Origin of the sequence: Paenibacillus urinalis, from assembly GCF_028747985.1 — a bacterium.
Taxonomy (GTDB): domain Bacteria; phylum Bacillota; class Bacilli; order Paenibacillales; family Paenibacillaceae; genus Paenibacillus; species Paenibacillus urinalis.
The window spans coordinates 376,901-395,578 of record NZ_CP118108.1; the positions used below are offsets into that span (position 1 = coordinate 376,901).

Annotated in this window: 16 protein-coding genes and 1 riboswitch; of the genes, 11 read left to right on the forward strand and 5 right to left on the reverse strand. The window is 46.6% G+C overall.

The features are described 5' to 3' along the window. The first annotated feature begins 521 nt into the window (after window positions 1-521). The 4 genes from PUW25_RS01815 (at window position 522) to PUW25_RS01830 (ending at window position 5,868) form a co-directional block, all read left to right on the forward strand. Window positions 522-1,814: a sugar ABC transporter substrate-binding protein gene (locus tag PUW25_RS01815; protein WP_052511861.1), complete on the forward strand. Its 1,293-nt coding sequence runs from the start codon at window positions 522-524 to the stop codon at window positions 1,812-1,814. A 140-nt stretch (window positions 1,815-1,954) separates the two neighbouring features. After that, window positions 1,955-3,295 (forward strand): carbohydrate ABC transporter permease, encoded by a 1,341-nt coding sequence (locus tag PUW25_RS01820; protein WP_047911639.1) that lies wholly within the window; start codon window positions 1,955-1,957, stop codon window positions 3,293-3,295. Then, complete coding sequence (locus PUW25_RS01825) at window positions 3,292-4,134, forward strand: sugar ABC transporter permease (protein ID WP_047911389.1); 843 nt, start codon at window positions 3,292-3,294, stop codon at window positions 4,132-4,134. Before PUW25_RS01820 ends, PUW25_RS01825 begins: the two co-directional genes overlap by 4 nt. A 6-nt stretch (window positions 4,135-4,140) precedes the next feature. Next, complete coding sequence (locus PUW25_RS01830; protein ID WP_047911390.1) at window positions 4,141-5,868, forward strand: alpha-amylase family glycosyl hydrolase; 1,728 nt, start codon at window positions 4,141-4,143, stop codon at window positions 5,866-5,868. Window positions 5,869-6,005: 137 nt separating this feature from the next. On the opposite strand, the gene PUW25_RS01835 is transcribed toward PUW25_RS01830, so the two are convergent. Together PUW25_RS01835 and PUW25_RS01840 are read right to left on the reverse strand one after the other, a co-directional pair. Further along, window positions 6,006-6,680: a hypothetical protein gene (locus PUW25_RS01835; RefSeq protein WP_047911391.1), complete on the reverse strand. Its 675-nt coding sequence runs from the start codon at window positions 6,678-6,680 to the stop codon at window positions 6,006-6,008. A gap of 25 nt (window positions 6,681-6,705) precedes the next feature. Beyond that, complete coding sequence (locus tag PUW25_RS01840) at window positions 6,706-7,602, reverse strand: LysR family transcriptional regulator (protein WP_052511863.1); 897 nt, start codon at window positions 7,600-7,602, stop codon at window positions 6,706-6,708. Between the two features lie 322 nt (window positions 7,603-7,924). On the opposite strand from PUW25_RS01840, the gene PUW25_RS01845 reads away from it, so the two are divergent. The 7 genes from PUW25_RS01845 (at window position 7,925) to sdaAA (ending at window position 15,279) form a co-directional block, all read left to right on the forward strand. Beyond that, window positions 7,925-8,875 carry a phosphate ABC transporter substrate-binding protein PstS family protein gene (locus PUW25_RS01845; protein WP_274337941.1) on the forward strand — a complete coding sequence of 317 codons (951 nt, stop codon included), beginning with the start codon at window positions 7,925-7,927 and terminating at the stop codon, window positions 8,873-8,875. A gap of 157 nt (window positions 8,876-9,032) precedes the next feature. Further along, window positions 9,033-9,965 carry a phosphate ABC transporter permease subunit PstC gene (gene pstC, locus PUW25_RS01850; protein WP_047911393.1) on the forward strand — a complete coding sequence of 311 codons (933 nt, stop codon included), beginning with the start codon at window positions 9,033-9,035 and terminating at the stop codon, window positions 9,963-9,965. Then, complete coding sequence (gene pstA / locus PUW25_RS01855; RefSeq protein ID WP_047911641.1) at window positions 9,965-10,861, forward strand: phosphate ABC transporter permease PstA; 897 nt, start codon at window positions 9,965-9,967, stop codon at window positions 10,859-10,861. Before pstC ends, pstA begins: the two co-directional genes overlap by 1 nt. A 39-nt stretch (window positions 10,862-10,900) precedes the next feature. Next, window positions 10,901-11,659 (forward strand): phosphate ABC transporter ATP-binding protein PstB, encoded by a 759-nt coding sequence (pstB, locus tag PUW25_RS01860; RefSeq protein WP_274337942.1) that lies wholly within the window; start codon window positions 10,901-10,903, stop codon window positions 11,657-11,659. A gap of 190 nt (window positions 11,660-11,849) precedes the next feature. After that, window positions 11,850-13,094: an MFS transporter gene (locus PUW25_RS01865; RefSeq protein ID WP_047911395.1), complete on the forward strand. Its 1,245-nt coding sequence runs from the start codon at window positions 11,850-11,852 to the stop codon at window positions 13,092-13,094. A 258-nt stretch (window positions 13,095-13,352) separates the two neighbouring features. After that, a riboswitch (glycine riboswitch) is annotated at window positions 13,353-13,465 on the forward strand. A gap of 205 nt (window positions 13,466-13,670) precedes the next feature. Beyond that, the gene (gene sdaAB, locus PUW25_RS01870; protein ID WP_238546335.1) at window positions 13,671-14,366 is read left to right on the forward strand and encodes an L-serine ammonia-lyase, iron-sulfur-dependent subunit beta; all 696 of its coding nucleotides are present in this window, start codon (window positions 13,671-13,673) and stop codon (window positions 14,364-14,366) included. Next, complete coding sequence (gene sdaAA / locus PUW25_RS01875; protein ID WP_047911397.1) at window positions 14,356-15,279, forward strand: L-serine ammonia-lyase, iron-sulfur-dependent, subunit alpha; 924 nt, start codon at window positions 14,356-14,358, stop codon at window positions 15,277-15,279. Before sdaAB ends, sdaAA begins: the two co-directional genes overlap by 11 nt. A gap of 183 nt (window positions 15,280-15,462) precedes the next feature. Here the strand turns inward: sdaAA and PUW25_RS01880 are convergent, their stop codons facing one another. The 3 genes from PUW25_RS01880 to PUW25_RS01890 form a co-directional block, all read right to left on the reverse strand. Beyond that, a complete protein-coding gene (locus tag PUW25_RS01880; RefSeq protein WP_047911398.1) occupies window positions 15,463-16,485 on the reverse strand; it encodes an LLM class flavin-dependent oxidoreductase in 1,023 nt (340 codons plus the stop codon). 229 nt (window positions 16,486-16,714) lie between these two features. Continuing rightward, on the reverse strand, window positions 16,715-17,452 hold the full coding sequence (locus PUW25_RS01885; RefSeq protein WP_047911399.1) for an SDR family NAD(P)-dependent oxidoreductase: 738 nt from the start codon (window positions 17,450-17,452) through the stop codon (window positions 16,715-16,717). Window positions 17,453-17,589: 137 nt separating this feature from the next. Then, the gene (locus tag PUW25_RS01890) at window positions 17,590-18,492 is read right to left on the reverse strand and encodes a LysR family transcriptional regulator (RefSeq protein ID WP_047911400.1); all 903 of its coding nucleotides are present in this window, start codon (window positions 18,490-18,492) and stop codon (window positions 17,590-17,592) included. Between the last annotated feature and the right edge of the window lie 186 nt (window positions 18,493-18,678).

Here is an 18,678-nt window from a genome sequence, read left to right on the forward strand (position 1 = left end):
AATGAGATTTTTTGTCCGTTATGGAGATCGTCATCAAAAATGAGTTAATTTGATAAATCGCCAGTAAAAAGCCTATAAACCCACATGATAAATTTACCCCGGATTATAGAACTATAAATATTATTGGTATAAAATACCTAGGATTCACAAGCGGTATAGTTAAAAAATGAAGTAAATAGCAGTATAGAAACGGATAATGAAGATAACAAGGTAATAATATGATTGAAATGATCAAATATGGCTGAAAATGATCTATGCAAACGTTTTAACAAATTTGAATTCTCGGTTATGATTAGCTTGCTGATAAAGCGCTTACTTAACCTGGATTTTATCGATACCCTCTGTAATTTGAGTCAAGTGCCTATAGAAAGAGGAATAAATCTAACTATTTGGACAAACGTTTGCACAATATTCTGGATCATCTAAAACGCAAACATTTGTATGAGATCCAAATATTTCTGAACAGGTGCTTGATCGGGTTAAGCGCATGCAGAACAAAAAGGGGAAGGGATGATTTACACATGAAAAAAGGTAAAAAATTTAGTTTTATGACACTCTCGCTTGCCATGACGGTCTTTTTGGCTGCATGCGGCACCGGTAACAATGCACCTGCCGAAACTGAACCAGCACCAGGGGCAGAGACACCACCTGCTGAATTAGAGGAGCTTCTTCCTGAAGAAGGCGCTGAGCTTACCGTATGGGATGGCGGCGATCAGAAAGGATTTATTGAAGAAGTGGCCAAAGCATTTGAAGAGAAACATGGGGTCAAAGTCACCTTCACTGAGCTTGGAGCTGACAAGGCAATGAGCCAGATGGTAACGGACGGACCTGCCGGTGTAGGCGCTGACGTATTCGCAGGCGTGCATGACCAGATCGGTCAAGGCGTTACTGCAGGGGTTATTATGCCAAATGACTGGTTTGAAGAAGATACCAAAGCAAGAAACAGTGAAGTGGCTGTTAATGCTCTGACATATGATGGAATTCTATACGGTTATCCAAAATCGGTTGAAACAACGGCTGTGTTCTACAACAAAGATTTGATTGATGCAGTTCCTGCTGACTGGGATGGTGTGAAGGAGTTTGCAAGCACCTTCAATGATACGAAGAGCAATAAGTTCGCAATTATGTGGGATGTAGGTAATGGTTATAACGCGTTCCCGTTCTTTGGTGGATATGGTTCTTATGTATTTGGAAGTGATGGCACAGATCCTACAGATATCGGCTTGAACAATGAGCAAGGAATTGAAGCAGCGACTTTCCTGCAAAGTCTGAAAGAGATTCTGCCGCTCAATTCCTCCAACATTAATGGTGACATTCGTAAATCCTTGTTCACTGAAGGCAAGCTGGCGATGAACGTATCGGGTCCTTGGGATGTGGGTTCTCTGAAGGAAGGCGTAGCTAATCTCGGAGTTGGCGTATATCCTAACCTTCCTAATGGTGAGCCAATGAAGCCGTTCTCTGGCGTGAAGAGCTATTTTGTAAATGCAAATACGAAGTACCCGAATGCAGCTAAGCTGTTCGCTGACTTTATTACAAATGCAGAGAACCAAACGAAGAACTTTGAAATGACAGGTGCGCTTCCTGCAAATACAGAAGCTGCAGCAAGTGAAGCGGTGAAGAACGATGAGATTGCTTCTGCTTTCCTTGCACAATTCGAGAATTCCATTCCGATGCCTTCCATTCCGGCTATGGCCCAATTCTGGTCTCCAATGGAAGCAGCTCTGTCCGAGCTGTGGAATAACAACAAAGATCCTAAAGCAGCGATGGACAGCATGGTAGAGCAAATGAAGAGCAACATTCAAACAGGTTCTTAATACGTAGATTAATATGTAGAAAAAGACAAGAGGCCATCGCGTGAGACTTCAGTAACATGAGTTTCTCGCGGTGGCTCCATACCATCTATCGGAAGGAAGGGCTGGGACCATACATGAGTAGAGGACAATCACCGGCAATGATGTCAACCGGGAAGCCGCAGTCGGCTTCGGGGAGCCATGCCCGCACAGGCGCTATTTTATCAGCTGTATTCATGGGGCTTGGGCAATGGTATCACAGACAATGGGTAAAAGGCGCAATCTTTTTTCTAGTCGAAGTCATTAGTTTATATTTGATCATTACACAGCTGGGGGCCAATCTATGGGGGCTCGTAACACTGGGAGATTCACCTGCCAGAATGGAGAAGGTAGGACGTCTATATCAAAATGTGCCGGGTGATCATTCCATATTCATGATGATATATGGGCTCGTAGCATTGATATACTTCGTGCTTCTTATTGCTTTTTACATTGGAAATATCAAGGATGCTCATCGTATCGGACAGCTCCGTGATCAAGGGAAGCAGGCACCATCCTTCCGCGAAACGGTAAAGCAGCTGCTGGACAAAGGTTTCCCATATCTGCTGCTATCGCTCCCGACCATCGGTGTGCTCTTTTTTACTATATTACCAATCTTGTTTATGGTCCTGATGGCCTTCACGAATTATTCCGCCCCCGACCATATCCCGCCGAAGAATCTTGTGGATTGGGTCGGCTTCGATACTTTTAAGAATCTCTTTACGCTGACGGCTTGGAGTAATACCTTCTTTGGCGTATTGATCTGGACCATTATCTGGGCGATCGTGGCTACGGTAACGACGTATTTTGGAGGTATCCTGGTCGCTTTGCTCATTCAGCAGCATGGGATTCGCTTCAAAACAATGTGGCGTACGATTTTTATTATCCCTTATGCAATTCCACAGTTTATCTCGCTGCTGATTATGAAGAACCTGTTCAATTCACAATTTGGACCGATCAATCAATATCTAGGCATGCTGGGACTTGGCGGGCTGCCGTGGCTGAATGATCCATTCATGGCCAAAGTGACGGTTATACTCGTCAATATGTGGATTGGTATTCCGGTATCCATGATTCTTGTGCTTGGTGTGCTTACAGCGATTCCGAAGGATTTGTATGAAGCGGCCGAGGTAGACGGAGCATCCGCATTCCAGAAATTCCGCAACATTACAATGCCCTTTGTACTATTCCAGACTGCGCCGATTCTGATCATGCAGTTTGCGGGCAACATCAATAACTTTAACGTCATCTTCCTGTTGACCGGAGGTGCTCCGGCGAACGGTGACTATGCATTTGCGGGTAGTACAGACCTTCTCGTAACGTGGCTTTACAAGCTGACGCTGGATAATCAAAGGTACAACTTTGCATCTGCGATCGGTATTCTCATATTCTTAATCATCGCCTCGTTCTCGATCTATAACTATCGCAGAAGTCGTTCGTTTAAAGAGGAGGATATGATTCAATGAAGAGAAAAAAACGGATTAAGCTCACCTTCAGTTATATTTTGCTGATTCTGATCGCCATCGTATGTATATATCCTGCTCTATGGATTATCATGTCATCCCTTAAAGTGGGGGATTCTCTGTACAGTGAGACGATCATACCTGAACAATTTACACTTCAGCACTATAAAGATCTGTTTATGCCGCAGGCTGACAAGGATATTCCTTTTCTCCAGTGGTACTGGAATACGCTGAAGATTGCGGTCACCAGTATGGTGCTCGGAACGATAATTCAAGTGCTTACTGCCTATGCGATGTCTCGGTTCCGGTTTAAGGGACGTCAGACGGCTATGTCTGTTATTTTGATTCTTGGGATGTTCCCAGGCTTCATGAGTATGATTGCTGTATACGTAATGCTCCTGCAAATGAATCTGCTGGATTCAGCTTGGGCTCTTATTCTGGTGTACACGTCGGGTGCAGCACTCGGTATGTTTGTAGCGAAGGGCTTCTTCGATACCATTCCACGTGCGCTTGAAGAATCGGCATTGCTCGATGGGGCGAGTCATATGAGAATTTTTGTTTCTATTATACTGCCGTTATCCAAACCGATTATTACGTACATTTCTTTGATGACATTCAGCGGCGCATGGGTTGACTTTATATTTGCCAGACTGATCCTGCGCTCACGTGAAAACTGGACATTGGCCGTTGGCTTGTATGAGCTGGTGAACAGCTACACGAGTACCGAATTTACGCTGTTTGCGGCGGGATCTGTTCTCGTAGCCCTGCCGATTACACTCCTATACATGTTCCTGCAGCGCTTCCTGGTGGATGGCTTGACTGCGGGAGCAACGAAAGGGTGAGGTTCTATGGCGCCGCGCCATCTGCTTGGGCTAAACAAACGATTTGGTTATCCCGCCATTGTTCTCTTAATGGCTTGCATGCTGGCTGCGTGCAGTAGTGAAGGAGCAGAACAGCCATCGCAGCAAGGAGAAGACTCTGCTGCAATAAATACCGAGGCTGGGCAGAAGAGCTCTGATGGGAATCATTCCGCCGAGGAATCAGAAGCAGGGGGCCAAGGTAACGCTGAGCTCGTAATCGATGAACAGCCGTCAACCGTTTATTATGAGATCTTTGTTCGTTCCTTCTATGATTCCGATGGGGATGGGATCGGGGATCTGAACGGAATTACGGAGAAGCTGGACTACTTAAATGATGGTCAGCCTGGTGGAGATGATCTTGGGGTGGGAGGCATCTGGCTGATGCCAATCAATCCCTCTCCAAGCTATCACGGATATGATGTGACAGATTATTATGATGTCCATCCCGATTACGGAACGAAGGATGACTTGAAGCACCTGCTGGATGAAGCGCATGAACGGGGCATCAAGGTCATTATGGATCTGGTCGTCAATCATACGAGCACAGAGCATCCATGGTTTAAGGAATCGAGTGCATCCTTGGATAGTGCATATCGTGATTGGTACAGCTGGGCAGAGGACACAGGCGAGAATACAACAGGCATGAGTGCCGCAGGCAGTGGACCGGCTTGGCACGAGCTGGGCGGCAAGCATTATTTGGGTACCTTCTGGAGTGGAATGCCTGACCTCAACTTTGATAATGAAGAAGTTCAATCTGAGATGCTGGCGATCGGTCAGCACTGGCTGGAGTTTGGCTTTGACGGATTCCGGCTTGATGCAGCAAAGCATATTTACGAGGATGTGCAGAGCGACCGCAGCGCAGAAACAACGGAGAAGAATGTAGCTTGGTGGCAGGAGTTTAGAACGGCCATGAATCAGGTTAAGGAAGATGCTTATATTGTCGGAGAGGTGTGGGAGAACTCCCCTGTCTCTGTAGCACCTTATTTGGACAACGCGTTTGACTCGGGCTTTAACTTCGGACTGGCAGATCAAATCATTCGTACGGTGACCAATGAGACGAATGGAGGGTTCATCGTGCAGCTAACCCGGAATTATGAGCTGTTCAATGAGAAGTCCGAAGGAGCCTTTGTTGATGCCGTCTTTCTGGCCAATCACGATCAGAATCGCGTGATGAGTCAGCTGGGCGGATCGGCAGATCATGCACATATGGCGGCATCCATTCTATTAACCCTTCCCGGTAATCCCTTCATCTATTATGGTGAAGAAATCGGAATGGAAGGTGCTAAGCCGGATGAGCAGATTCGCGAGCCTATGTTATGGTATCAAGCGGAGGCTGGAGCTGGACAGACAACGTGGCAGACACCGAAGCATAATCTCGGAGAGGATGCGGTGAGCGTGGAGGATCAGCTGCAGGACAGCTCATCCCTTCTGTCTCATTATCGTGAACTGATCGATTGGAGAAATGGAAGCAGAGCCCTTACAGATGGGACTATTGCCGATTATGATCTGGATGACGATCAATTGCTAGGGTATGTCAGGGCAGCAGAGGGTGAGCGGGTGCTCGTCCTTCATAACCTCTCTAATGAGGAGAAGGAAGTTGCTCTGGACGATTCAGAAGTGAAGTATAGCGAGCTTCTACATGCCACAAACGCAGAAGTACAATGGGCAGATCAGACATTGACGCTGCCGCCCTATACTTCCGTGATTATAAAATAATTCAGCCATATTATAATGAAGAAAGACCCTCTCTCAAACGCTGAGTCAATTTCCTTGACCAGGGCCATGTAGGAGAGGGTCTTTCTCGTTTTTAAGACGAATGACAGGCAGAAGCAGAGGAACAGGCAGCTATCTGATTAATAACACTGCACATATAGTATTTGCCAAGTTGGAATAGTCTGAATTATCGGGAAGGGCTGCGTCTGCAGCAGTACGGTTACACCGGGATTGGTGAAGAGAACAATACCAAGACGAACCGTTAAATTAAAAGGATTCGGCCCCGTGATCAAGACGGCCCAGCGATACGTACAATAAGGCAGCATCCAAGGGAATCGGGCACTGCGATACTCGGTATACTCTGACTCCGTATCCTCTGAGTAAACAGGTGCATCCTCTGGTCTTGGCCCGCCTAAGCCGGGAAGAAGATTGCCTAGAATTCCTCCAGGAGAACCGCTTCCGCTTGGTACGCCAATGCCTCCAATGGAAGAAGAACCTATTCCACCTGAAGGGATCTGCCAGGCTGAGCCGCCTGGTCCTGTCTGCTGACTGGATTGTGCGACTAAGCTTTGTGCCTGTGCCGGATTTGAAGTTAACAGCTGATACTGCTGAATGGCTTGAAGTGGAGGACTTGGTAATGAGGTAAGTATATTGGAAGGAATGGCTTGAGTAGCATTCGGTGTAGCAGCTAAGCTTCCTACATTAATCGACCCGAGCAAACTTTGAAGCGGTATAGCTCCGCCTCCTGCCCCTGCTGGGGGAAGTATCGGTATGAATGACAATTGAATCAGCTCCCATACAGTAACTTGGTGCATACGCCCATGCTCTTATATATATGGGTTAGGGAGCTTCTGGGTTCCTGTATTCATGGCTGAGGAAGGACCAAAATTGTTGACCTGCCGGTGTCAGCTCGTTCATTTTAGATAATGTGATGTGTATTAAGACATCTTCCTTCGATAGGCCGGGGATTGGTAGCTTTATGACTCCTCGATTAGCCGATGTTACTGCGCTTTCAGGAAAAAAAGTAATTGCTTTGCCTGCCGCAACCATGTTTACAGCTGCTTCGGGTGTCGCTGCAAACACTCTCTCCCACAAATGGGCGCCTGTTATCTGTGTAAAGCGCCCCATTCGCTCAGATATCCATCCGCAGCTCTCATAATTAACAAACATATATTTGCTTAGTTCTCCAGGATGCAAATTTGACTCGTGCGCAAAGGGATGGTTCTCGGGGACGAGAAGAATCAGTTCATCTGTCCGAATCAGCACCTTGTCAGAAGACTCCTCTAATGGGCTGCCCAGCTTGTCCAGCCTGGCCGCAATAAAGTTCTCCTCACTGCCTGGATCTGATACCTCATCAAACAAACGATTTGAAATCCGGATGCCAGGATATTGATCTGCGAATTGAGCGATAAGACTGGATAGATAATAGGTAGAGACAATGGGATCCGATTTGATCTGAAGGCTTCCTTGATTCAGTTCACTGAACAACTGTGCGGTCCGCCGTGCCGTCTGATCCAGATTGATCATTTGCTTGGCATAAGGCAGGATGGCTTTTCCCGCCTCTGTAAGCAGAATTCTTCCCCGTGTTGAGATGAATAGAGCGGTCCCCATATCCTTCTCAAGGCTCTTCATATGAAAAGAAACTGTTGGCTGCTTCATCTCAAGCTCCTTGGCGACATCCGTAACCTTATTCCACTTATCTATCAAAACAAGAATTTGAAATTTAATTAAATTCATTGCGTTGTTCCTCCTGGGTTGAAGCACTGACATTTGTAAACGAACATTTAACATCAACATATAGTGATATTGTAAAAATAGACGCTATATTTGGGATATAAGCTCATAAATTAGCTCATTATAAGAGGGATTGCAGGTAAAAAGGCGTGCTTCTTTATATCTATTATAGATTTATTATATGTTTTAATAGATTTCATGTATACATATTTAATACACATTTAACAAAGGATAAATTTTAAGATGATGCACTACCACTAGAATGAGTAATGTAAGTGGTGAACACAAATAAGACCACACACAAATTGGGGGAGGACAACCTAACATGTTCAAAAGAGTTAAGAAATTACCTTTGATGATGACTACACTAGCGATGACCGTCGTACTCGCAGCCTGCGGATCAGGTACGGATACGAGCGGATCTGGAAATACAGACCCAGCAGGAAGTTCGAATGGCAGCGGCGGAGAAGCAACACAGCTTAGCGGTTCCGTACTTGCAGTAGGATCTACAGCGCTTCAGCCGCTTGTTGACCAAGCTGCACAAGACTTCATGATGATAGAAGGCAATGAGAACATTACAGTTCAAGTTCAAGGCGGCGGTAGCGGTACAGGTCTTACACAAGTCGCTGATAAGCAAGCAGATATCGGTAACTCTGACGTATTCGCTGAAGAGAAGCTTGAAGCGGATCAAGCAGAACAACTCGTTGACCACCAAGTAGCTGTTGTTGGTATGGCAGCAGTAGTTAATAAAGAAGTAGGCGTGACGGATCTGACTAAACAACAGCTGTCCGATATCTTCAACGGTAAAGTAAAGAACTGGAGTGAAGTTGGTGGAGCCGATCAAGAGATCGTAATCATCAACCGTCCAGCAAGCTCTGGTACTCGTGCTACTTTCGAGAAATATGCACTTGGCGGAGCAGCTCCTGACCTTGAAGGTTCTATTCAAGAAGAATCCTCTGGTAACGTTAAGAAGCTCGTAACTGAAACTCCTGGTGCAATCGGCTACCTGGCATTGTCCTACTTGGATGATACGCTGACTGCAGTGAAATATGAAGGTATTGAAGCAACTGTAGAAAACATTGAATCTGGTGAATATCCAGTGTGGGCTTACCAGCATATGTACACAAACGGCGAGCCGAATGAAGTAACAAAAGCATTTCTTGACTACATGGTTTCTGACGATATCCAGAACACTTATGTTGTAGAGCTTGGTTACATCCCGGTTAGCGGTATGCAAGTTGAGCGTGACGTAGAAGGTAACATCACTGAAAAATAATGCTGAATACGAATTAAGCGGTATGAAATCTAGATTCTAAGTAATGATTTCATACATGACCTAATGAGAAGAGGCGGGCAAATTTGCCCGACCTCTTTCGTTCGGTTAACGAGATGATATACAAATTATACTAAAATGATTCAAAAGGATGGTTTAGATGAGCCTAACGAAGAGGGAGCCGGCGCTTGAATCCGGCGAACAGTCTCGTCCCAAGCGGGAGAAGCATTTCTACGAGGATTGGATCGGTAAAATATATACTTCCATCTGTGTAGTTTTCCTTATCGTCGTCATAGTATCAATTGTTTATTTTGTAGCCTCCAAAGGGCTTGCTACCTTCTTTGTTGACGGCGTAAGCGTCAAAGAGTTTTTCACATCAGCAACATGGAGTCCGACATCTGATCCGGCTTCTTACGGGGCTCTGCCATTCATTGTCGGCTCCTTCGCTGTTACAATTCTGGCAGCACTAATTGCAAGTCCCTTGGCGCTCTGCGCCGCACTGTTTATGACCGAGATTGTACCTGGTAAGGGTAAGCGAATTCTACAGCCGGCCATTGAGCTTCTGTCCGGTATTCCTTCAGTTGTTTATGGTTTTGTTGGTCTGAGTGTTATCGTTCCGTTACTGCGTTCGATCTTCGGAGGTACAGGGGTTGGTATTCTTGCAGGATGCCTAGTCTTATCCGTCATGATTCTTCCTACCATTACAAGTATTATGGCAGATGCGATTACGTCTCTTCCTGGAGGGCTCCGTGAATCCTCTTATGCACTCGGAGCTACTCGCTGGCAAACCATTGCCCGTGTTGTTATTCCGACGATGCTTCCTGCGCTCCTGACGGGTGTCGTGCTGGGTATGGCACGTGCGTTTGGTGAAGCGCTGGCGGTACAGATGGTCATCGGTAACGCTCCATTTGTTCCAACTTCATTACTGGAGTCAGCATCAACATTAACGAGTGTAATTACGCTTAGCATGGGTAACACGGCAATGGGTTCAGTGCACAACAATGCGTTGTGGAGTATGGCGCTTGTCCTGCTGATTATGACCTTCTTGTTCGTCCTGCTGGTGCGTTTGCTTGAAAGGAGAAACCGGGTATGATGAAACCAAAAACAGCCGATAAATTAGCTACTGGCATCATCATCGCTTTCGCTGTATTTATTATTGCGATCTTGGTGGGTTTGATCGGTTATATTATATTCCGCGGCGTCAGCCATATCAGCTGGGACTTCCTTACCAGCCGGCCGCAAAACCTTCGCGGAGGAGGCGGTATTGGGCCGCAGCTCTTTAACTCCGTGTTCCTGCTTGTCTTGACCCTGATCATCACCATTCCGCTCGGCTGGGGAGCCGGTATTTATATGGCGGAATATGCGAAACCCGGCAAAATTACAAACTTTATTCGATTGGTTGTTGAAGTACTGTCTTCTTTCCCTTCCATCGTTATCGGTTTGTTCGGTTTGTTATTACTTGTTAACACCTTCGGGTTTGGCTTCTCGCTCTTGTCCGGTGCGCTCGCGCTCGCGGTATTTAATCTGCCGCTGATGGTGCGTACAACAGAGCAGGCCTTCCGTTCTGTTCCGACGGCACAGAAGGAGGCGGGCCTTGCACTCGGCTTGTCCAAGTGGAAGATCATTACTTCCATTCTGCTTCCTGTTGCGCTGCCTAGCATGATTACAGGTACGATTCTTGCTGCAGGACGGATCTTCGGTGAAGCGGCAGCCCTGATGTATACAGCCGGTATGAGTAGTCCGCCGCTTGACTTTACGGACTGGAATCCGTTCAGCGAAAGATCACCGCTGAATCCGATGCGTCCGGCAGAAACACTTGCCGTGCATATCTGGAAAGTAAATAGTGAGCAGCTTGCGCCTGATGCGGTTGAGATTGCGGCAGGAGCTTCAGCTGTGCTCGTTATCCTCGTTCTCATCTTTAACCTGCTTGCGCGCTGGCTTGGACGCGTTGTATATCGTAAAATGACAGCAGCTAAGCGTATGAACTAGTAGAATCGGCTTTTTGTATATAGGGAGGTACTTTGAATAATGCCACAACAACCTTTTAGCACAGAGGATCTGAGTGTTTTTTACGGGGAGAAAGAAGCAGTGAAGGGAATCAGTATGGAGTTCCCGAAGAATACGGTAACTGCCTTGATCGGTCCTTCTGGATGTGGTAAATCCACGTTCCTGAGATCTTTGAACCGAATGAATGATGAGATCGCCGGGGCTCGCGTAACAGGTCATATCTGGATGGACGGCAAAGACTTGAATGCGCCAGGCACAGATGTTATCAAGCTTCGACAGAACATCGGAATGGTGTGGCAGAAGCCAAACCCGTTCCACAAATCGATCTATAACAATATTGCATTTGGTCCGAAATACCGTGGTATGAAGAAGAAGAAGGATCTGGACGAAATTGTGGAAAAAAGCCTGCGTCGCGCCGCTCTGTGGGACGAGGTCAAGGATCGGCTTAACGATTCTGCCTTGGCTCTGTCGGGTGGACAACAGCAGCGTCTATGCATCGCTCGCGCACTGTCGGTCGAGCCGCAAATATTGCTGCTGGATGAGCCGGCATCTGCACTAGACCCGGTATCCACAGGAAAGATTGAAGAGCTGATTACAGAGCTCAAAAAAGATCTGCGTATCGTTATTGTTACTCATAACATGCAGCAGGCAGCACGGATTTCCGATTTTACAGCGTACCTCTTCCTGGGCAATCTCATGGAGCGCGATGTAACCGAGAAAATCTTCTCCAATCCGGAGAACCAATCGACTCAAGAATATATTATGGGACGTTTCGGCTGATCCAAAATCATCGAGCATTCATAATAGTCAGAAGAGCACAGCATACTTACGGCTTAACGAGCCGAGGCTGTGCTCTTTTTGCATAGTAGTCCGTTGAGTCAGGTTATTAGAGAGAGGGTTTGAATGGATAAATATAGAAAAAGTATAAATAAGCTTCTTCAATCCAATGCTAACCTGAAAGGGACTATTTATGGAGCAATCATTCGCCAATTGGCGTCGAAAAGGCTTGCTGCTTGGAAGTATCGGGATCTCCAGGATTGGAGATTTTGTCTATCTCATTGCGATTAACGTGTTGATTCTGAATATGACGGGTTCTCCTGCAGCCGTTGCAGGATTATGGATCATTGCACCAGCAGCCTCACTACTGACGAAATTCTGGGCTGGAAGCTTGGTGGATCGATACAATCAGCGGCAGATTATGATCATTACTGATTTGATCCGGACTGTATTTGTAGCTGCTCTCCCGCTGCTGCCCGAGCTGTGGATGATTTATGCCTGCCTGATGATTAACAGTATGGCCTCTTCTATTTTTCAACCGGCTTCGATGACCTATATCGTTAGACTTGTACCAGCAGCAGAACGCAAGCAGTTTAATGCTTTTCAGGGTTTAACGACCTCGGGGGCTTTTCTGGTGGGTCCGGCCATTGCCGGGGTGCTGCTCATATATATGAAGCCTGATATTGCGATCTATATTAACGCAGCATCCTTCTTGATATCAGCCTTCTTGTTATCGCTGCTCCCCAAGCTACCTATAGAGGTGCAAGAGGGAGAAGCGGCAGGACAGAGGATAACTTATCGCATGATAGCAGCTGATTGGAGCGGTGTAATGAAGTTCAGTAGATCTAACGCATATGTCATATTTGTCTACAGTCTGTTTCATTTTATTTTACTGCTAGGTATGGCGCTGGACTCACAGGAGGTTGTATTTATTCGCAGTACCCTTAAGATGTCTGAGCTGGAATACGGATTGATTGTCAGTCTGACAGGAGCAGGAAGTGTCGCCGGAGCATTTCTGAATTCGATATTAGCAAAATGGATTCCAGTCAAACATATGCTGGGAGGGGGAATGCTGCTTGTATCTGCAGGGTATCTGATCTTCTCCATCTCGAATTCATTCGTATGGGCTGCAGCTGGTTTCATCCTACTGGGCTTTTTCTCGTCTTTCTCCAATACGGGTCTGGCGACCTTTTATCAAAATAATGTTCCTGCAGCCATGATGGGCAGGGTAACAAGCATATTCGGCCTGATGGTTAGTCTGCTTCAGATAGCTGCTATTATAACGTTTGGTGTTATTGCCGAGCTCGTGTCGCTGCGTTACGTCTATTTTACAGTATCGATCGTGCTAGTCCTTCTATCGTTGTTGCTCTGGTTAATTAGTCTTCAGCGTTCGAGAGGCGGCTATTTCGATGAAGACAAGTCACAGATTAGATTGTAGGACAGACTAACATCAACGTATGCAATGGCATTAACAGGGGTAGAAGTATAAGCAAATATAAAAGATTATGCATAATATATTATAGAAGCAATAGTGAATCCATCAGAATTTAAATATCAATGCGTTAGAAAATATAACACAAACCAGTTTTATACAAGGTGTCATCGTTACTTTTGTTGACATGAGGTCGGCTTATCGATTAATCTGTTTATAGTGAATTTGAAGCTTTGAATAAATACAAAAGAATAGGACTGCGGATGAAGATCAATGGGAGAGATCGCGTGGGGAAACCACGGGACACCGAAGGAGCAAGCTGATAAGCACCCGGCTTATACAGCAGAATCTCTCAGGTAGAAGAACCTTGATTCGACGCAACTCTGGAGAGAGCCGATGCGCCGCCAAAGGGGTAAGTGAGAGTGAGGGCGATTGCTGTACGCCGGCCACTTCTGACGAAACTTTCAGGTACCAGGACAGAGAGAGGGGATGTACACCCTTACTCTGTCCTTTTTTGCGTGGAAGAACGGATAATTCTGCACACAATAAGCTAGAACCTAAAACAATGAGAAATGGGGAGTTATGATGACAAGGTTCAAGGATGTATTCTCAATTATCGGGCCGGCAATGACGGGACCGTCCAGCTCCCATACTGCAGGGGCTGTTAGACTTGGGCGTATTGCCCGGCAGTGGCTTGGAACGAGACCGGAGAAAGCGAAGATGATATTATACGGCTCTTTTGCCGACACTTATACAGGACATGGAACAGATCTGGCGCTGATCAGTGGACTGATGAATATGGCTACCGATGATGAGCGGATACCGAATGCAGAAGAGTGGGCTGAGCAGCTGGGAATGGAATATGAGTTTGTCACGAGCGGTCTTCCGGCGGCACATCCGAATACCGTCAAGTTTGAGCTGTCTGCAGGAGATCGGGCTTGTACGATGGTGGGAGCTTCGATTGGTGGAGGGAACGTTACCGTCTCTTTATTGGATGATTTTCGGGTACAGCTGACAGGTGATTTTCCTGCGGTGGTGCTGAGGCACTCGGATAAAGCCGGGGTCATCGCTTCAGTAACATCTGCGATAAGTGAGTCCGGTGTTAATATTGGCTTCATGCAGGTCGATCGTAAGGGCCGGGATGGAGAAGCGCTGACAGCAATGGAGACAGATACGATACCGGCTTCGGATGTGCTTAACAGACTGAAGTCTCTGCCTCATATTTATGATATTAAGGTCATTGATTTGAAGAAGGGGGACGATACCGATGCGGTTTAAGCACTTGAAGGATTTGAATGCAATTTGTACGGCAGAAGGCAAGACGCTGGCTGAGCTGATGGTTGAAGAACAGGTGAAGGAGACCGGAACACCAGAGGCTGAGGTTGTGAGGCAGATGTCGGATTACTATCAGGTCATGAAGCAGGCTGTGCATAAAGGGATGAACGAGGATACAACCTCGCGCAGTGGACTGACGGGTGGAGACGGCCAGCGGGTCCGCCATTATTTGCAGAACAATCAGAGCTGCTCGGGTGACGCCTCTACACTTGCTATGGCCTATGCGCTTGGTGTGTCGGAAGTGAATGCTTCCATGGGAAGAATTGTGGCAACGCCTACGGCGGGTTCGGCAGGCATCATTCCCGGTGTTTTCGTAAGTGCGCAGGAGCGTTTTGGCTGGGAAGATGAGCATATGGTGAATGGCTTATTCTCTGCTGGGGCCATAGGTTATGTCATTGCCAACAATTCCTTCATCTCGGGTGCCGAGGGCGGATGTCAGGCAGAAGTCGGATCAGCGATCGGGATGGCAGCCGGGGCGATGGTTGAGCTTCGCGGCGGAACACCGGAACAGGTTGTACATGCGGTCGGCTTAGCTCTGAAAAATACACTCGGATTGATCTGCGATCCGGTGGCAGGGCTGGTTGAGATTCCGTGTATTGTAAGGAACGGATTAGGGGCAGTTACGGCGCTTGCAGCTGCAGATATGGCGCTGGCAGGGGTACGGAGCGCGATTCCTTCTGACGAAGTCATCGACGTCATGCTTGAGGTGGGAAGCGCAATGCCGAGCCGTCATCGGGAGACGGCCCAGGGCGGACTCGCGCAGACGCCAACGGGTAAGAAGCTGACGAAACAGCTGGCAGATACGAAGAAGGAAAAAACCAAGCCTAAGAAAGCGGCAGATGAAGCAGAAATGTAGTGGATGTTGGAGCATGGTGTAGTGGATTCAAGAGTCCGAAAATATGGAACGTGTCTTAGCCACGGAATTTATTGAGCTCCATAGTGGGTTATCCCTTATGTAACAACACCAAAAAAAGCCAAGACGATTGTATAGGTTTTCAAATGAGGTCCCTGCTCGTCTTGGCTTTTTATATTCGCGTTATTAAGCTTGGTTAAATATTTCACTGAGCAGCTTAATCGAATGTAATCTTGCCTGATGATCATAGATCGGGCTGGTTACAATGAACTCGTTAGCGCCGGTTTGCTTCAGCATTTGATTCAATTGATCACGGACACTGTCCTTATCTCCCATGACAGAATAGCGGAGCTGCCCTTTCACAATGGCTTTCTCCTGCATATTCCAGTCCAGCTCGTCAACCGGAGGCTGCATCAGACCGAAGCGTCCACGGATCATATTGAGGAATTGCTTCTGATGTGAAGTTGCAAGCTTATGGGCTTCTGCATCTGTCTCTGCCACAAAAGCGTTTAGAGCGACCATGGCATAAGGCTCCTCCAGCACTTCGGAAGGCTGGAAGTTGTTATAGTAGTAATCCAGTGCAGGCAGCAGATAGTCTGGAGCGAAATGGCTGGCAAAAGAAAACGGCAGACCTTTGCGAGCTGCAAGCTCGGCGCTGAAGCCGCTTGATCCGAGCAGCCAGATCGGGATGTCGAGTCCACGTCCTGGATATGCATGCACCTGCATTGATGAGGTCGACGTCGGTTTGAAATAATGCTGCAGCTCCTCTAGGCGCTGCGGGAAATCCTGACCGTCACTTCCTGGTCCGCGGCGAAGCGCGCGAGATGTCAGCTGGTCAGAACCCGGAGCACGTCCGAGACCCAGATCGATGCGTCCAGGATACAGAGATTCGAGTGTACCAAACTGCTCTGCAATAACGAGAGGGGCATGGTTTGGCAACATAATACCGCCAGAGCCGACGCGAATACGCTTCGTCCCGCCTGCAATATGACCGATAACGACAGAAGTTGCTGAGCTTGCAATCCCCGGCATGTTATGATGCTCGGCCAGCCAGAAGCGGTTATAGCCAAGCTCGTCTGCATGCTGAGCCAGCTCAAGGGAGTTCTTCAGCGCATTGCCGATGTTGGAGCCTTCTGTTACTGTGGCCAGATCCAGAATGGAGAAGGGAATCTCCTCTAATTTCTTATGAGTTGTAGATTCAGTAGTCATTGATGTGTAGTAAGCCTCCTTGTGGTTAGTTTGTATCGTTAATCTTTCGAGATAGGGCATAAAAAGAATAGCATTTTCATTATATCATAAATTATAGATATGTGGATCTTGCCTGAATTCATATTAGTTATGTGTAAGTTAGGGCTGTGGCATGCATGTAAAAAAAGCCGGCTCCATATAGCGGAGCCGGCTTGTCTATCACAAATAGAATTCAGTTCACCAAGAAGAGTTAAACGATAGTGTATCCGCCGTCAATCGGTACCATAGCACCGTTCATGAATTTGGCCTCATCAGAAGCGAGGAATACAGCTAGATCAGCAACTTCTTGGGCTTGACCGAAGCGATCCAATGGAATCTTGTCGGTAGGGCGAGTCTTGAGCATCTCTTCTGTCATTGGAGTAGAGATTGTACCCGGGCAAATCGCATTGATCTTAATATTGTACCTGCCATACACTGCCGCGAGGTGCTTCGTATAACCAATCACTCCATGCTTGGATGCAGTATAGGCTGCGCCTCCCATCTGGGCAACGAGTCCAGCAATAGAAGCAATATTCACGATGGTTCCTTGTTTACGCTCGATCATATGAGGCAGTACTAGATTGGAAATACGGAAGATGGCTTTGAGATTAATATCGAACATTAAGTCCCATTGTTCTTCAGTCGTTTCCAGACTGTTCGTATACTTGTCAAAGATCCCGGCGTTGTTAACAACGATGTCAATCTGACCGAAGGTATTCTTCGTATATTCAACCATATTCGAGAGATCTTCCAGCACAGTGACGTTCACTTTGACAGCTGCGGCTTGGCCGCCGTTCTCTTTAATTTGCGCTGCGACTTGCTCTGCACCTTCGAGGTTCATATCGGCTACGATGACTTTAGCGCCTTCTCTAGCAAATGCAAGCGCTTCCGCTTTACCCATACCGGAGGCTGATCCGGTAATGATTGCGACTTTATTTTGTAATCTCATTATAATTACCCCCTGTAAAGTGGATGAATGTAACTAACTCTTACAGGTTTAATTATAGACTTCTCTTATATAATATCTAATACATATTTAGACATAATTCTATAACCTTAAAGTTATAAAAAAGATTTCGAGTAATTCTAGGTTTGATGGTAATACGTAGAGACGATGTTGCGAAAAAAATCAACCGTAAACTGCCGAAATTCCACGGCCGCTTTGGTAAGATAATGTTCCTTGTTCCAGGCAATACCGATGGTACGCTTACAGTTCGGGTTACTGATCCGAAGCTGGACCGTATTAGGACCCCACTTGTTCAGTAGAGATAATTGAGGCGTAAAAGAGATACCTGCACCGAGCTCTACCAATCGCAGGATCGCCCCTGCCTCCTCCAGTTCAATTGAAGTGTTCGCTGTAAATCCAGCCTGACTGCAGAAGTGATCACATAGATCCCGAAATTCATATCCAATAAAACGATTAATAAAAATCTCATCCTTGACTTCCTCGAGAGAAATGCTGTCGCGATCTGCAAAGGGGTGGTTGCTCGGAACGGAGAGGAAAATCTCCTCTTCAAGCAGTGGCATCCATTCGATATGACCTCCAAATATAGGGCTGGAGGAAATGCATATGTCCATACTGCCTTGTTCAAGCGGGCCCCTCATATCTTTTGAATGAATTTGATATTGCTTGATTTCGACCTTGGGGTGGAGCTTCAAGAAATCAGTCAGCAGAAAGGGCAAAATATGCGGCAACGAAGTGCCAACCGATATGATGCCATTATCGAGACCGGACATATCGCGAATTTGGCGCTGACCTTCTTCAATCTCTTGAAAGATACGATCGACTCGTACAAGAAACGAACTCCCGAAATTATTGAGTCTGATTTGTCTGCCTTCCCGATGGAAGAGTGGTGCTCCGAGTCCTTCTTCAAGGCGGGCAATGGTTTTGCTTAGTGCAGGCTGAGAAACATTGAGTTCCTGAGCTGCCTTCGTCATGTGTTCACAGCGGGCGGTAACTTGAAAGTAGCGAAGCTGCTGAAGTTCCATATTGTTGTAACCTGCTTTCTATAATTGATAACCTCGATGGAATGATTTTATTAATAAATATGTATTATACATTGTTATTATATTCTTATAAGATAGTGGAAGAAAGAGCGATGTCACAATTCCGTCAATTTTATGATGTGTATATAGAGACAATTTAATGAATCAAGAAGTCATGACCAATGACCC

What these genes read in the sequence shown, in the direction of transcription:
- PUW25_RS01880 (WP_047911398.1), bottom strand. Translation starts at nt 16,485, where the DNA reads ATGACTACTGAATCTACAACTCATAAGAAATTAGAGGAGATTCCCTTC.
- PUW25_RS01890 (WP_047911400.1), bottom strand. Translation starts at nt 18,492, where the DNA reads ATGGAACTTCAGCAGCTTCGCTACTTTCAAGTTACCGCCCGCTGTGAA.
- PUW25_RS01815 (WP_052511861.1), top strand. Translation starts at nt 522, where the DNA reads ATGAAAAAAGGTAAAAAATTTAGTTTTATGACACTCTCGCTTGCCATG.
- PUW25_RS01825 (WP_047911389.1), top strand. Translation starts at nt 3,292, where the DNA reads ATGAAGAGAAAAAAACGGATTAAGCTCACCTTCAGTTATATTTTGCTG.
- sdaAB (WP_238546335.1), top strand. Translation starts at nt 13,671, where the DNA reads ATGATGACAAGGTTCAAGGATGTATTCTCAATTATCGGGCCGGCAATG.
- sdaAA (WP_047911397.1), top strand. Translation starts at nt 14,356, where the DNA reads ATGCGGTTTAAGCACTTGAAGGATTTGAATGCAATTTGTACGGCAGAA.
- PUW25_RS01885 (WP_047911399.1), bottom strand. Translation starts at nt 17,452, where the DNA reads ATGAGATTACAAAATAAAGTCGCAATCATTACCGGATCAGCCTCCGGT.
- pstA (WP_047911641.1), top strand. Translation starts at nt 9,965, where the DNA reads ATGAAACCAAAAACAGCCGATAAATTAGCTACTGGCATCATCATCGCT.
- PUW25_RS01845 (WP_274337941.1), top strand. Translation starts at nt 7,925, where the DNA reads ATGTTCAAAAGAGTTAAGAAATTACCTTTGATGATGACTACACTAGCG.
- PUW25_RS01865 (WP_047911395.1), top strand. Translation starts at nt 11,850, where the DNA reads ATGGAGCAATCATTCGCCAATTGGCGTCGAAAAGGCTTGCTGCTTGGA.
- PUW25_RS01820 (WP_047911639.1), top strand. Translation starts at nt 1,955, where the DNA reads ATGTCAACCGGGAAGCCGCAGTCGGCTTCGGGGAGCCATGCCCGCACA.
- PUW25_RS01840 (WP_052511863.1), bottom strand. Translation starts at nt 7,602, where the DNA reads ATGAATTTAATTAAATTTCAAATTCTTGTTTTGATAGATAAGTGGAAT.
- PUW25_RS01830 (WP_047911390.1), top strand. Translation starts at nt 4,141, where the DNA reads ATGGCGCCGCGCCATCTGCTTGGGCTAAACAAACGATTTGGTTATCCC.
- pstB (WP_274337942.1), top strand. Translation starts at nt 10,901, where the DNA reads ATGCCACAACAACCTTTTAGCACAGAGGATCTGAGTGTTTTTTACGGG.
- PUW25_RS01835 (WP_047911391.1), bottom strand. Translation starts at nt 6,680, where the DNA reads ATGCACCAAGTTACTGTATGGGAGCTGATTCAATTGTCATTCATACCG.
- pstC (WP_047911393.1), top strand. Translation starts at nt 9,033, where the DNA reads ATGAGCCTAACGAAGAGGGAGCCGGCGCTTGAATCCGGCGAACAGTCT.